General features: G+C 67.8%; 14 protein-coding genes. 10 read left to right on the forward strand and 4 right to left on the reverse strand.

Features of this window, described 5'->3' with window-relative positions; genetic code table 11:
- Positions 1 to 9: 9 nt before the first annotated feature.
- Both nrdI and nrdF read left to right on the forward strand, forming a co-directional pair.
- Entirely contained in the window at positions 10 to 420 is a 411-nt protein-coding gene (gene nrdI, locus ACPL7H_RS03145) for a class Ib ribonucleoside-diphosphate reductase assembly flavoprotein NrdI (protein ID WP_424787181.1), read from the forward strand.
- Positions 401 to 1,402, forward strand: coding sequence for a class 1b ribonucleoside-diphosphate reductase subunit beta (nrdF, locus tag ACPL7H_RS03150; protein WP_424795653.1), 1,002 nt, complete (start codon positions 401 to 403; stop codon positions 1,400 to 1,402). The genes nrdI and nrdF overlap by 20 nt, the downstream gene beginning before the upstream one ends.
- A gap of 266 nt (positions 1,403 to 1,668) precedes the next feature.
- Here the strand turns inward: nrdF and ACPL7H_RS03155 are convergent, their stop codons facing one another.
- Complete coding sequence (locus ACPL7H_RS03155) at positions 1,669 to 2,640, reverse strand: helix-turn-helix transcriptional regulator (protein ID WP_424795654.1); 972 nt, start codon at positions 2,638 to 2,640, stop codon at positions 1,669 to 1,671.
- Positions 2,641 to 2,765: 125 nt separating this feature from the next.
- Here ACPL7H_RS03155 and ACPL7H_RS03160 point away from each other — a divergent pair, with 125 nt between their 5' ends.
- A complete protein-coding gene (locus ACPL7H_RS03160) occupies positions 2,766 to 3,161 on the forward strand; it encodes a RidA family protein (RefSeq protein ID WP_424795655.1) in 396 nt (131 codons plus the stop codon).
- A 99-nt stretch (positions 3,162 to 3,260) separates the two neighbouring features.
- Here the strand turns inward: ACPL7H_RS03160 and ACPL7H_RS03165 are convergent, their stop codons facing one another.
- Together ACPL7H_RS03165 and ACPL7H_RS03170 are read right to left on the reverse strand one after the other, a co-directional pair.
- Positions 3,261 to 3,704, reverse strand: coding sequence for an SRPBCC family protein (locus tag ACPL7H_RS03165; protein WP_424795656.1), 444 nt, complete (start codon positions 3,702 to 3,704; stop codon positions 3,261 to 3,263).
- Positions 3,701 to 4,069, reverse strand: a complete 369-nt coding sequence (locus ACPL7H_RS03170) for an ArsR/SmtB family transcription factor (RefSeq protein WP_424795657.1) — start codon at positions 4,067 to 4,069, stop codon at positions 3,701 to 3,703. The genes ACPL7H_RS03165 and ACPL7H_RS03170 overlap by 4 nt, the downstream gene beginning before the upstream one ends.
- A 115-nt stretch (positions 4,070 to 4,184) precedes the next feature.
- On the opposite strand from ACPL7H_RS03170, the gene ACPL7H_RS03175 reads away from it, so the two are divergent.
- The 3 genes from ACPL7H_RS03175 to ACPL7H_RS03185 all read left to right on the forward strand — a co-directional run bounded on the left by ACPL7H_RS03175 (position 4,185) and on the right by ACPL7H_RS03185 (position 6,154).
- Positions 4,185 to 4,595: a DUF6463 family protein gene (locus ACPL7H_RS03175; protein WP_424795658.1), complete on the forward strand. Its 411-nt coding sequence runs from the start codon at positions 4,185 to 4,187 to the stop codon at positions 4,593 to 4,595.
- 251 nt (positions 4,596 to 4,846) lie between these two features.
- Positions 4,847 to 5,758: a macrolide 2'-phosphotransferase gene (locus tag ACPL7H_RS03180; protein WP_424795659.1), complete on the forward strand. Its 912-nt coding sequence runs from the start codon at positions 4,847 to 4,849 to the stop codon at positions 5,756 to 5,758.
- A 24-nt stretch (positions 5,759 to 5,782) separates the two neighbouring features.
- On the forward strand, positions 5,783 to 6,154 hold the full coding sequence (locus ACPL7H_RS03185) for a hypothetical protein (RefSeq protein ID WP_424795660.1): 372 nt from the start codon (positions 5,783 to 5,785) through the stop codon (positions 6,152 to 6,154).
- A 14-nt stretch (positions 6,155 to 6,168) separates the two neighbouring features.
- Here ACPL7H_RS03185 and ACPL7H_RS03190 read toward each other — a convergent pair whose 3' ends face one another.
- Positions 6,169 to 7,173 carry a LacI family DNA-binding transcriptional regulator gene (locus tag ACPL7H_RS03190; protein WP_424795661.1) on the reverse strand — a complete coding sequence of 335 codons (1,005 nt, stop codon included), beginning with the start codon at positions 7,171 to 7,173 and terminating at the stop codon, positions 6,169 to 6,171.
- 200 nt (positions 7,174 to 7,373) lie between these two features.
- Here ACPL7H_RS03190 and ACPL7H_RS03195 point away from each other — a divergent pair, with 200 nt between their 5' ends.
- The 4 genes from ACPL7H_RS03195 (at position 7,374) to ACPL7H_RS03210 (ending at position 13,564) form a co-directional block, all read left to right on the forward strand.
- Positions 7,374 to 9,554: a beta-galactosidase gene (locus ACPL7H_RS03195; protein WP_424795662.1), complete on the forward strand. Its 2,181-nt coding sequence runs from the start codon at positions 7,374 to 7,376 to the stop codon at positions 9,552 to 9,554.
- Positions 9,555 to 9,635: 81 nt separating this feature from the next.
- Complete coding sequence (locus tag ACPL7H_RS03200; RefSeq protein ID WP_424787165.1) at positions 9,636 to 10,907, forward strand: sugar ABC transporter substrate-binding protein; 1,272 nt, start codon at positions 9,636 to 9,638, stop codon at positions 10,905 to 10,907.
- An 84-nt stretch (positions 10,908 to 10,991) separates the two neighbouring features.
- On the forward strand, positions 10,992 to 12,638 hold the full coding sequence (locus tag ACPL7H_RS03205) for an ABC transporter permease subunit (protein ID WP_424787164.1): 1,647 nt from the start codon (positions 10,992 to 10,994) through the stop codon (positions 12,636 to 12,638).
- Entirely contained in the window at positions 12,638 to 13,564 is a 927-nt protein-coding gene (locus tag ACPL7H_RS03210; RefSeq protein WP_424787163.1) for a sugar ABC transporter permease, read from the forward strand. The genes ACPL7H_RS03205 and ACPL7H_RS03210 overlap by 1 nt, the downstream gene beginning before the upstream one ends.
- Positions 13,565 to 13,590 lie beyond the last annotated feature (26 nt).

The following is a 13,590-nucleotide window of genomic DNA, read 5'->3' on the forward strand; positions in this document are numbered from 1 at the left end:
CTGATCACGATGGCCGGCATCGTCTACTTCTCCTCGGTGTCCAACAACACCCACCGGTTCGTGCAACGACTGGGGGTGCCGGCGCTGCGCATTCCGCTACGCCCCACCGATGAGTTCCTGCACGTGGGGGACACCGAGTACATCCTCATCACGCCCACCTACGGGCACGGGACCCAGCGCGGGGCCGTGCCCAAGCAGGTCATCAAGTTCCTCAACGACGAGCACAACCGCTCCCTGTGCCGCGGTGTGGTCTCGGGTGGCAACACCAACTTCGGCGCCGGATTCTGCATCGCCGGCGACATCATCGCCCGCAAGTTGGGCGTGCCGCACTTGCACCGATTCGAACTGCTCGGCACCCCATCGGACATCGACGCCGTTCACCAAGCATTGGAGACAACCCTTGAGCACGCTTACGCCTGAGTCCTCCACCCTCAGCGACAATCCGCTCATCAGCCCGATCCACGCGATCAACTGGAACCGGGTCGAGGACCCCAAGGACCTGGAGGTCTGGGAGCGGCTGACGTCGAACTTCTGGCTGCCGGAGAAGGTGCCGCTGTCCAACGACATCCAGTCCTGGGCCACCCTGACCGATGACGAGAAGGCGATGACCACCCGGGTGCTGACCGGGTTGACGTTGCTGGACACCATCCAGGGCACCCAGGGTGCGGTCAGCCTGATCCCCGATGTGATCACCCCGCACGAGGAGGCGGTGCTGTCCAACATCGTGTTCATGGAGCAGGTGCACGCGAAGAGCTACTCCTCGATCTTCTCCACCCTGATCTCCACCAACGAGATCGATGCCGCGTTCCGCTGGTCGGTGGAGAACGAGCACCTGCAGCGCAAGGCCCAGACGATCGTGGCGCACTACCGGGGCGCCGACCCGTACAAGCGCAAGATCGCTTCGGTGATGCTGGAGTCGTTCCTGTTCTACTCCGGCTTCTACGCCCCGATGTACTGGTCCTCCCGGGCAAAGCTCACCAACACCGCCGATCTCATCCGGTTGATCATCCGTGATGAGGCCGTGCACGGGTACTACATCGGGTACAAGTACCAGAAGAACCTGGAGCGGCTCTCGGCCGACCATCAGGATGAACTGAAGGGCTACACCTTCGAGATGCTCCAGGACCTGTTCGAGGTCGAGGAGGCCTACACCCGGGATCTGTACGATCCGCTGGGTCTGTCCGAGGACGTCATGGCCTTCATGCGATACAACGCCAACAAGACCCTGATGAACCTGGGCTACGAGGCGCTGTTCCCGGCCGACGCCACCGCGGTGAACCCGGCGATCCTGTCCGCGCTGTCCCCGAACGCCGATGAGAACCACGACTTCTTCTCCGGCTCCGGGTCCTCCTACGTGATCGGCAAGGCCGAGGAAACCGAGGACGACGACTGGGACTTCTAGACCCGGATTGTCCGGACTGGGCGTAGGCCGGTCCGGGCAATCCGTTCCACCCGCCGCGGGCGGTGATGGCGCAAGGGGAAGTGTGCCGTCGCCGCCCGCGGTGTTTCTCATGACTGATGCAGGGCTCACCGCAGTGCGCGCTCAGCCAGCAGCGATTCGCGGTGATGCCGCGACCGTGGTGGCGTCGCGTGGCAGTACCGGTGTGGCAAGGGGCATCCACGGAACCACAGCCTTGGTCATGCTGATCGGCGCCCGGAGGTGAACCCTTAGTGGCGGTCGGCGTACCGCGCGGCAAGTTCTGCCGCTCGCCGCTGGAGGGCCTCGCGCAGTGATGGCGGGCTGAGGACATCAGCCGCGGTGTCCAGTTGCCAGATGGCCCATACCGCGTGTCGGAGATCCTCGAAGGTCACGTGAAGGCGGACCCAGCCGTCTGCTTCTGGTTCCTCGGCTCGGACGGCGCGTGCGGTGTTCAGCAGTTCCTCCCGTCGTGCGGGCTCAACCCTAACCAGCACAGGGATGTGGTCCTCGGATAAGAACTGCGCGCTACGTTCGGCCCAGATTCGGTCCAGGTCGACCTGAGCAGGACGCTGGGCGAGTTCCGGAAGTTCTTTTGCCGTCAGCATCCGGGTCAGGCGGTAGGTGCGATCTTCTCCATCCTTGGTGGCCAGCAGGTAGGTGCGGTCGCGGACGGTGACCAGGCCGATCGGGTCAACGGTGTGCCAGCGCGGCTCCTTGTTTGGCGCGGCGTAGTGGAAGCGGAGTCTGTGACCTGTCAGCACCGCGTGGCGAACCTCGGCCATCACGTCCTTGGCGACATCCTCGGTGACCAGCCGCCGGGAGAGCAGGTCGGATTCGGGTTCGACGAGGAACCGCTTCGCGGCGTCGTCGAGGTTGGCTCGGTGGCCTTCGGGCAGCGCGTCGACCACCTTGCGCATCGCGGACGCAAGCGCGGTGCTCAGGCCGAAGACCTTTTCGCCGCGGCCCGACCCGGCGGTGAGCAGCGCGAGTGCTTCATCGTGGTTCAGGCCTGTCAGTTCGGTCCGGAAACCCGGGAGCAGGGAGAAGCCTCCGTGGCGGCCGCGATCGGCGTAGACCGGAACGCCGGCTGTGGACAGCGCCTCGATGTCGCGCAGCACCGTGCGTGAGGACACTTCGAGTTCGCCGGCGAGCTCGTCTGCGGTCATCCGACCTCGCTGGCGCAGCAACAGCACCAGCGAGACCAGGCGATCGGCGCGCATAGCGTCATTCTGACCGAAAAACATGACATGAGGTGTCGTGATTCCTTGGAAGGCTGGTTTGGCGGGCGTCAAGGACGGCGGCTACCCAGCCGCCGGCGCACGCAGTCGCAACGATTGGAGTGGCAATGGAACGAACAGCAGTGAACCCGGTGACGTGGTCGCAGGAGATGGGGTTCAATCAGGGTGAGGTCGTCTCCGGGGATACCCGCACCCTGTACATTTCGGGGCAGACCGCGATGAGCAAGGATGGTCGGCCCGAGCACGACGGGGATATCGCGGCCCAACTCGCGTTGGCTGTGGACAACCTCGAAGCGGTGCTCACCGAGGCCTCCATGTCCCTGGCGAACCTCGTCCGCCTCAACGTGTACACCACCGACGTGGACGCCTTGTTCCCGCACTACGGCGTGCTCGCCGGGAAACTCGGAGCTGCAGGAGTCGCCCCCACGACCACCATGCTCGGGGTGACCCGTCTCGCTATCCCCGGCCAGATGGTCGAACTCGAAGGAACTGCGGTCGCGTAAGGCGTCCGTGCCACTCCTGCTGCTCGTGCCGATCTGGACGGCACGAGCAGCAGGCAGAGGGGGAACCACAGATGCCCTCAATCATGGGCCGCAAGCCGACTACCATCGGCCGGCCGTACCGGAAAGGACGTCGGCCAGGCGCGCCAGGTTCAGTTGCCAACCCTCCCCGTGCCCGGCTGCCTCCTCGGCATCGGCCAGGCGGGAGTGGGTCAGTACCAGCCTGGTGCCGCCGGACTCGGCGATGAGTTCGACCCGGATGTGGGAGGCGGGTAGGTCCTCGTGATCCCAGGACCAGTCCAACTCGATCAGCTCCTGTGGGCGCAGCGTCAGCCAGGTGCCGCGCACGGTGTAACTCGGGCCCATCCGGATGGCGTAGGCGCCGCCGGGCTCGGCGACTCCCTCCACCTGGACCTGGTGGGAGGGGTTCGGGCTGATCCACCGGGCGAGGAATAGGGGGTCGGTCCAGGCGGCGAAGAGCTGCTGCGGCGGGACGTTGAAGGAGCGTTCGACGACGACACTGTCGTGGGGTGCGCGGGTGTTCATGGGTTCTCCTCGGGTGGGTGGTCCGCACTCGTGGTGTGAATGGTCGCGGATCCGGCGATTTCGTCGTCCAGGCGCGCGAGCGCCTCGGTCCAGAACCGATGCTGTCGGTCGGCCCAGGACGCGACGTCCTCGAGCGCGTGTGTCTGCAGGGCGCAGTGCACGTGGCGCCCGGTGCGCTCCCGTTGGATCAGCCCGGCCGCTTCGAGCACGGCCAGATGCTTGGTGATCGCCGGCAGGGACATCTGATGAGGCACCGCCAACTCACCGACCGTCGCCGGCCCCCGGGCCAGGCGCTCCACGATGGCGCACCGGGTGGGATCACCCAGTGCGCGAAACCTGGCGTGCATCGCCACCGACTCCACCATGATAGTTAACCAAGAAGTTAACAATGTGTGCAAGGGTTGCCCGGGTGGACCATGCGAAGACCCCGTGACTCCTGCCACTTCCGAACCCGTCGGCGCCGCTGGGAACATGGGGGTCATGACCGACACCCCCCACGCCTCCGCACCTGCGAAGCCCGAGCAGCCCCTCCGTCCCCTGGTGGGACCGGCGTTGATCGGCGTGTGCGTCCTGCACACAGTGGTCGGTGTGGTGGGCGCCGGGTCTGAACTGACCGACGCCGCGCGGGAGGGGTGGGCGGGTGCCTTCACCGGCGACCGGGCGGTGGTCCAGTGGTTCCTGATGACCGGGTTGGTGGGCCTGGTAGCCGGGGTCGCGATCACGGTGATCGAGCGTGCCGGGCCCCTACCGTGGTCGGTGAGCGGCACCCTGCTGGTGGTCGCCCTGATCGGGGTGAGCATGGCGCCCACGTCCGGCTTCGTACTCGTGGGGTTGGTAGGGCTGCTCGCGGTCATCCGGTCCGCACGGACCGGGCGGCGCCGGGGCGCGTGAGGATCTCCCAACCCGACTCATGATGGCCTGACGTTCATCCAGGAACCCCCACCCCCAGCCCCCCGGCCACCCCCCGCCCTCCCGTCGAAGCCAGCATTAATCGGCTGAAGCGACGGTTGAGCCGACTGATGCTGGCTTCGGCGACCGCTTTGCGGCCGGCAACGGGATGGCAGGTCATTTCGCCGCTGACGAGGTCCCAGCGGGACCAATCCTGTTGCACCCGGCCGGCCCCGGAGGCGAGGGTGGACGGCATGAGCACCCCCACCGTCCCGCACACCCCCGAGGAGATCACCGCACTCGCCCGCCGGCACGGTCTCGCGATCGTCGCGGACTCGATCCGGCTGAACGAAGCCGGGCTGGACTACCGCGTGGCCTATGCGAACGCCGATGACGGCGAGCGCTGGATCCTACGCATACCGCGCCGGTCGGGGATGGGGAAGTCCATCAGTGCCGAGGCTGCCGTCCTGGCAGTGGTGGGGCAACATCTCGACGTGGCGGTCCCGCAGTGGCAGGTCGCGAACGAGGAGTTGGTCGCCTACCCGGAACTGCCGGGCGCACCCGCCCTGACGATCGACGACGGCGAACCGACCTTCCACGTCGACGTCGCCTCCCGCACGTATGCGGTCGAGTTCGGTCGTTTGGCCGCCGCGCTGCAAGCAATCCCACGAGGGGCTCTGACCGAGGCAGAGGTTCAGGACACCACCCCGGAACAGGTCCGCGCCAAGCATCGGGCGGACCTGGAGCAGGTCGCCACCGCGTTCCGCGTTGCCGATGACCTCCTGGCGCGCTGGCACGCCTGGCTCGACACCGACTCCTACTGGCCGGAGTGGACCGCCTTCACCCACGGAGAGTTGTATCAGGCGCACGTCCTGGTCGATCAGCAGCACCGGATCACCGGGGTGCTCGATTGGACCACTGCGGGAATCGGGGACCCGGCGTCGGATCTGATGATGCAGAAGATGACCGCACCGGCGCAGACCTTCGAGGAGACGATGCGCGCCTTCACCGAGGCCGGCGGGCACACCTGGCCCCGGCTGGAGGATCACTGTGTGGAGATGCAGTCCTTCTTCCCGGTCGGATATGGCCTGTATGCCCTCACCACCGGCGATCCGGAGCACGCTGCCGCCGCACAGGCGGGCCTGAACCCGCCGACGGAGGGCTGAAGACCGCCTCAACCGGGTGCGATGATGAACCACATGTGGCCGGTGCTGTCTGCGACCGCGGGCACGGCGCTGGCCGCGTTCGTGCTCTGGTCGCGGGCGGGTCGAACCGACCGCGCTCGCTGGTGGGCCCACCGCGGCGATGGGAGCACCCTGGATGAGCGGATGGTGCTGTTCTTCCTGCCCGGCATCGCGATGGTGCTGGTGGCGCTGGGCCCCTTGATCGAGTACAGCGAGTTCGACCGGTCCGGCCAGTGGCGCCTGGCGTTCGCCCCCGTGGTGATGCTGGGGTTGGCCGCCACGATGTGGGGCGGCCTGCAACTGTACGTGCCGCGCTGGTACCTGCCGGCCTGGCTGCGAGCGCGCCGTCCGCCCCGGCGCCCGCGCAAACCGCGCTGATCCGCATCCCTGGCTCAGGTGCTCGCGCGGACCACCAGTTCCACCGGCATCGTCACCGACTTCGGCCCCGCGCCGTCGATGATGTCCAGCAGCAGCGTGACCATCTCGGTGCTGATCTGGGCGAACGGCTGGTGCATCGTGGTCAGCGGCGGATCGAGGGTGCCCGCCATGCCGGAGTCGTCGAAGCCTCCCACCGCCACGTCGTCGGGCACCACCTTTCCGGCTTTGCGCAGCGTGGTCAGTGCCCCGGCGGCCATCAGGTCCGAGGCGGCGAAGACCGCATCCAGGTCCGGGGCCTGCTGCAGCAACCGGGCCATCGCCGCCGAACCGGACTCGGCCGAGTAGTCCCCGTGGGCCACCAGTGCCTCATCGAAGTCTTCGCCCAGTTCCTCGGTGTAGCCGGCCAGGCGGAACTTGCCGCCGGGGGTGTCCAGCGGGCCGGTGATGGTGGCGATCCGTCGTCGTCCCCGCTCGCGCAGGTGGCGCACCATGGCCCGGGCGCCGCCCGCCTCGTCGACGGCCACCGAGGGCACCCGGCCCTCCGCCCCGAGTGGCACTCCGCAGGCCACCATCGGGACGTTGAGCGCCAGCAGCGAGTCCAGCAGCGGCTCCTGCTCATGGGAGGAGATCAGCAGCACTCCGTCCACGTGTCCGGCCCCCACGTACTGTGCCACGTGCTCGCGCTCGGCATCTGTGGAGGCCACCAGCAGCACCAGCGTCATGCCGCGGCTGGACAGGGTCTCGGCGGCGCCGCGCAGCAGCACCGAGAACGTCGGGTCGGTGAACAACAATTGCTGTGGCTCGGTGAGCAGGAACGTCACCGAGTTCGACCGGCCGGTGACCAGGCTGCGAGCGTGTTGGTTCGCCCGGTAGCCGGTCACCCGGATGGCCCGCTCCACCGCCGCCCGGGCTTGCGGGGAGACCCAGTGCCCGCCGTTGATCACGCGCGACACGGTGCCTCGGGAGACGCCGGCCTCGGCGGCGACGTCGCGAATGGTAGGACGACGATGCACGGTCACAGAAGGGACTTTAGACCCGTTCCGACCTGCGGTTCAGACAAAACTCACCTAGTGAGACTGTGCACGGTCACAGTTTGATTACGGCGCCATATCCAAGGGTTACATTCCCTCCGATCGCCGGTAGGCTGTGCACGATCCCAGTTGCCGCCGGCGCCGCTGATTTCTCCATGGCCCGGTGACCCCGAGTTGATGGAGCGTGCATGATCACCAGCCCGTGGGAGGGCGTCCCGACGGTGGCTTTCGGCGGGGACTACAACCCCGAGCAGTGGCCGCGGGAGGTCTGGGAGGACGATGTCGCCCTGATGCGCCAAGCCGGGGTGAACATGGTCAGCCTGGGGATGTTCTCCTGGGTGTTCATGGAGCCGGAGGAGGGGGTCTTCGACTTCGGTTGGCTCGACGATCTGCTGGACCTGCTGCACGCCGGGGGTATCTCGGTGGATCTGGCCACACCGACCGCCTCCCCGCCGGCATGGTTCTACCACGCCTACCCCCAGGCCCGGGTGCGCACCCGTGACGGAGTGCCACTGGGTCCGGGCTCACGTGGGATGGCCTCACCCAACTCCCCGGAGTATCGCACCGCCGCGGTGCGCATCGCCACCGAGCTGGCCAAACGGTACGCCGACCACCCGGCGGTGGTGATGTGGCACGTGCACAACGAGTACGGAGCCCCGGTGGGGGAGGACTTCTCCGACAATGCCGCCCGGGAGTTCCGCCTCTGGCTGCAACGCCGCTACACCGACCTGGACGGACTGAACGAGGCCTGGGGCACCGCGTTCTGGGGCCAGGCCTACTCCGACTGGTCCCACGTCAACCCGCCCGGCCCCACGCCATCGGTGCCCAACCCCTCCCAGAGCCTGGACTTCGCCCGGTTCACCGACCACCAGTTGCGCCAGTGCTACATCGCCGAGCGCGACGCGATCCGGGCGCACGCACGCCAACCGATCACCACCAACTTCATGGCGAACGAATGCCCCACCACGGACCTGTTCGCCTGGGCCAAGGAAGTGGACATCGTCTCCAACGACCACTACCTGACCGCAGCCGACCCGCAGGGCCACATCGGTCTGGCCCTGGCCGCGGACCTGACCCGCTCGGTGGGTGGCGGCAAGCCATGGATCATGATGGAGCACTCCACCTCCGCGGTGAACTGGCAGCCCCGCAACGTGGCCAAGCGACCCGGTGAGATGGCCCGCAACTCCCTGGGCCACCTGGCCCGCGGGGCCGACGCGATCTGCTTCTTCCAGTGGCGCGCCTCCCGCTTCGGCGCGGAGAAGTTCCACTCCGCGATGCTCCCGCATGCCGGCACCGACTCCCGGACCTGGCGCGAGGTGCGCGGGCTCGGCACCACGCTGGGCGAGGTGGGCGAGATCGCCGGCTCCACCGTGCGCGCCCAGGCCGCGATCCTGTGGGACACCGAGTCGCACTGGGCCCAGTCCCTCCAGTGGCGCCCGAGCGTGGACGTGGACGCCAAGGAGCGCATCCGCGCCTACTACGAACGCCTCTGGCGCGACGGGATCACCACCGACTTCGCCCACCCGGAGTCCGATCTGAGCGCCTACAGACTCGTGGTGGCCCCGGCCTCCTACCTGCTCACCGACGCGGCAGCGGCGAATCTGACCCGTTACGTCGCCCAAGGCGGCACACTGGTCGTGTCGTTCTTCTCCGGAGTGGTCGATGAGCACGACGCGGTCCACGAGGGCGGGTTCGGTACACCGTTGCGGGAGGCATTGGGGGTCAGCGTGGAGGAGTTCCTGCCGATGCGTTCCGGTGAGCGGGCTGCGCTCAGCTGGCCCGAACCGGACGGCGGTGTGCGCGAACTGCCCGTGGACACCTGGCAGGAAGCGGTCATCACCCACGGCGCGCAGGTGCTGGCCACCTTCGCCAGCGGCCCGGCGGCCGAGCCCGGCTACTTCCAGGACCGTGACGCCGGCGCCGGTACCCCGGCCGCCGCAGCGCCCGACGGCGACTCCGCACCCGGCAGCGCCGGTGGCGCCGCCGCAGGGGACGGCCGGGCAGGCACCGAGGCGGCCAGCCACGGCATGCCGGCGATCACCCGGCACAGCCACGGCTCCGGCACCGGCTGGTACGTGGCGACCAAACTGGACGTGGAGCACCTGGCCCCGGTCCTGGGTGCCGCCTACGCGGACGCCGGACTGTCGCCGTCGACCCTTCCCGAGCAGGTGGAAGTGGTGCGCCGGCACGGTAGCGGCAGCGACTACGTCGTCATCCTCAACCACTCCCACGTCGGGGCCACCGTGCCGTTCGAGTCCGGTGCGCATGATCTGCTCACCGATGCCCCGTTGTCCGGTCCGCTGGACCTACCCGCCGGCGGTCACGCCGTCGTGCGCGTCCCCGTTCCCGACTCACCCGAGGTCGACTGACCCCCGGGTGCCCCTCCATCCCCTACCCGCCACGGCCCGTCACCGGACCGGCCCGGCTTTCACAAGTGAAGGAATGATCACATGCGCAGAACAGCAATCCCGATCGCGATGCTCGCCTCGGCGGCCCTACTGGTGGGCTGCGGCAACGGCGACACGAACGGTGAGCCGGCCGAACCCGAGGAGACCGAAGCCCCGGTCGAGGAGGAAACCGAGGAAGAAGAGGCTCCGGCCGCCGACGGTTCCCTGCTCATCTGGGTGGATGAGAACCGCCAGCCGGCCGTGGAGTCCGCTGCCGCCTCCTTCACCGATGAGACCGGCATCGAGGTGGAACTCGTGGTGAAGAACTTCGAGGACATCCGCGCCGACTTCCTGGCCCAGGTTCCCACCGGGGAGGGCCCCGACATCACCGTCGGCGCCCACGACTGGCTCGGGTCCTTCATCGTCAACGGTGTGGTGGACTCGGTCGACCTGGCCGGCAACGAGGGCCAGTTCGAGGACGTCGCGATCGAGGGCTTCAGCTATGACGGCCAGCTCTACGGCCTGCCCTACGCCCTGGAGGCCATCGCCCTGATCCGCAACACCGAACTGGCCCCGGACCCGGTCCCGGCGGACTTCGACGAGATGATCGAGCTGGGCCGTGAGATCGGCACCAACTACCCGTTCGTGATCAACACCGGCGGGGCCGACGGCGACGCCTACAACTACTACGCCATGCAGACCTCCTTCGGGGCCCCGGTGTTCGAGCAGAACCCCGACGGCTCCTACACCAATGAGGTGGGCATGGGCGGTGACGGCGGCTACGCCTTCGCCGAGTGGCTCGGTGAGCGCGCCGACGAGGGAGTCTTCTCCACCGACTGGACCTACGACATCGCGGTGCAGGAGTTCGCCGACGGCAACGCCCCGTTCACCATCAACGGCCCGTGGGCGATCGCCGACTTCACCGGCGCTGGTGTGGACGTGGCCGTGGACCCGATCCCCTCGGCCGGCGGCGAGACCGCCGCGCCGTTCGTGGGCGTGCAGGGCTTCTACGTCTCGGCACAGAGCGAGAACGCCCTGGTGGCCAACGACTTCCTGGTCAACTTCATCGCAACCCCGGAGGCGATGACGGCGCTGCACGAGGCCGACCCGCGCATCCCGGCCTTCACCGAGGTGGCCGAGCAGGTCGCCGAGGATGAGGTCGTGGCCGGCTTCCTGGCCTCCTCCCAGAACGGTGCGCCGATGCCCTCCATCCCGGAGATGGCTGAGGTGTGGGACCACTGGAACGCCGCTCAGGCCGCGATCATCTCCGGGTCCGATGACCCCGAGGTGGCCTGGGAGCGGATGCTGACCAACCTCGAGGACACCCTCGGCTGATCAGACCACCCGCCGGGCCGGCACCACCACCCGCACGCCGGCCCGGCGGGCCCTTCCCTTTAGCGCCCCGTAACGGAGACGTCGATGTCCCAGTTTTCCCAGCCCCCCACCGCGGGGGCGCCGCCCGGTGAGACCGTACCCGAGCCACCGGGGCCCGCCTCGTCGAAGGTGCGCACGGCCCACGCCAAGGAGTGGAACTCCCCGGTGGGGTACGCGGTGAAACTGGCCCTGATGGCGTTGGTGAACGCCTTCGGGGTCTACCTGCTCTGGTCCGCCTACACCGAGGGCTCCTGGGGGATCTTCACCGGTTCGCTCATCCTGGTGGTGGCGGCGAACTGGGTCTACTTCTCCCGCCGCACGCTGCCGCTGAAGTACATCGCGCCCGGCCTGGTATTCCTCATCGTGTTCCAGTTGTTCACGATGGTCTACACCGGGTACGTGGCCTTCACCAACTACGGCACCGGCCACAACGCCACCAAGGCCCAGGCCGTGGACGCCCTGCTGATCCAGGACGAGCGGCGGGCGCCGGAGTCCCCCTCCTACCCCCTGACCGTGTTGGAGGCCGACGGCGAACTCGGCTTCGCCATCTACGACGACGGCGTGGCCCGGGTGGGCACGGCCGAGGAACCCCTGGCGGAGGAGCCGGAGGCCACCGTCACCGACGAGCGGGTGACGGCGGTACCGGGCTGGGAGGTGGTGGAGCGAGCCCGGATCCTCAGTGAACTGCAGAACGAGGTGGTGGCGCTGCGGGTGCCGGTCTCACAGGAGGCCACCGACGGGTCGATCCGCACCCGGGACGGTTCCACCGGCGCGGTCTACACCTCGGTGCTGGACTGGGATCCCGATGCCGACGTCATGACCAACACCGAGACCGGTGTGGCCTACACCCCCAACGACCGGGGTCAGTTCCAGGCCGAGGACGGATCGGTGCTGCCGGTGGGCTGGCGAGTGGGGGTGGGGTTCGAGAACTTCACCACCGCCTTCACCGACACCAACTACTCCGGCCCGTTCGTGAAGATCCTGGCCTGGACCTTCTCCTTCGCGGTGCTGACCGTGCTGAGCAGCTTCCTGATGGGGCTGGTGCTGGCGGCGATCTTCGACGACACCCGGATCCGCGGCCGCAGGGTGTGGCGGACGTTGTTCATCCTGCCCTACGCCTTCCCGGCGTTCCTGTCCGCCCTGCTGTGGCGGGGAATGCTGAACTCCAACCCCGACTACGGGATCATCAACCAGATCTTCTTCTTCGGCACCCGGGTGGAGTGGCTCACCGACCCGTGGCTGGCCAAACTGGCGATCCTGGGGGTGAACCTGTGGCTGAGTTTCCCGTACTGGCTATTGGTCTGTACCGGGGCGTTGCAGTCACTGCCCAGTGACGTGACCGAAGCGGCCACGTTGGACGGGGCCGGCCGGTTGCGCACCTGGCGCTCGGTGCTGCTGCCGTTGCTGCTGATCTCCACCGCGCCACTGCTGATCGCCTCGTTCGCGTTCAGTTTCAACAACTTCACGCTGATCTACATGCTCACCGGCGGTGGTCCCAGGTTCACCGACACCACCGCCGTGCTGGGCCACACCGACATCCTGATCACGATGGTCTACCAGATCTCCGGCGTGGCCGGCGGGCGCGCTGACTTCGGTCTGGCCAGTGCGCTGTCGATCGTGATCTTCCTGATTGTGGGAGGCATCTCCGCCCTGGCCTTCCGGCAGACCCGCAAGCTCGAGGAGATCATGTGATGTCCACTCCTTCGATTTCTCGTGAAAGACCGCTCGGCTCCGGCCGGGGCAGGGGTGCGGATTCGACCCCGACCGGCCCGCGGCGCGCGCGGTGGTGGGCCGAGGTCGGCTGGAAGTACCCGCTGGGCGCGATCGTGGTGTTCTACGCCGCGTTCCCGCTGGTGTACGTGCTCTCCGCCGCGGTGGCCACCACCGGCACCCTGACCGGGTCCACCTCGTTGTTCACCACCTTCACCCTGGACAACTTCACCGCGCTGGGTGGGACCCGGTTCTGGGATTGGGCCGTCAACAGCCTGATCATCGGCGTCTCGGTGGCCCTCGGCTCGGTGCTGATGGGGGCCGCGGCGGCCTATGCCTTCTCCCGGTTCTCCTTCACCGGCCGGCGGCTCTCCCTGACTATGTTGCTGATCGCGCAGATGTTCCCGCAGATGCTGGCGTTCGTGGCGATCTTCCTGCTGCTGATCGGGCTGGGCAGGGTGGTACCGCAACTGGGGCTGAACTCGCTCGTCGCGCTGATCTGTGTGTACCTGGGCGGTGCCCTGGGCTCGAACACCTTCCTGATGTACGGGTTCTTCAACACCATCCCCAGGGACCTGGACGAGGCCGCCAAGATCGACGGCGCCACCCATTCCCAGACCTACTGGAGCATCATCCTGCGCCTGGCCACCCCGATCCTGGCGGTGGTGGCGCTGCTGAGTTTCATCGCCACGTTCGGGGAGTTCATCCTGGCCCGGATCATCCTGACCTCCGAGGGCAACTGGACCCTCGCGGTGGGGATGTACACCTGGGTCTCGGAGCAACTCAACGCCAACTGGGGCCTGTTCGCCGCCGGTGCGGTGATCGCGGCCCTGCCGGTGCTGCTGCTGTTCCTGTTCCTGCAGAAGTACATCGTGGGCGGGCTGACCGCCGGCTCCGTGAAGGGTTGATCGCCCACCCCGTCAAAGGCTGATCG

Origin of the sequence: Pseudactinotalea sp. Z1732 (assembly GCF_049724975.1) — a bacterium.
GTDB lineage: Bacteria > Actinomycetota > Actinomycetes > Actinomycetales > Beutenbergiaceae > CALKWS01.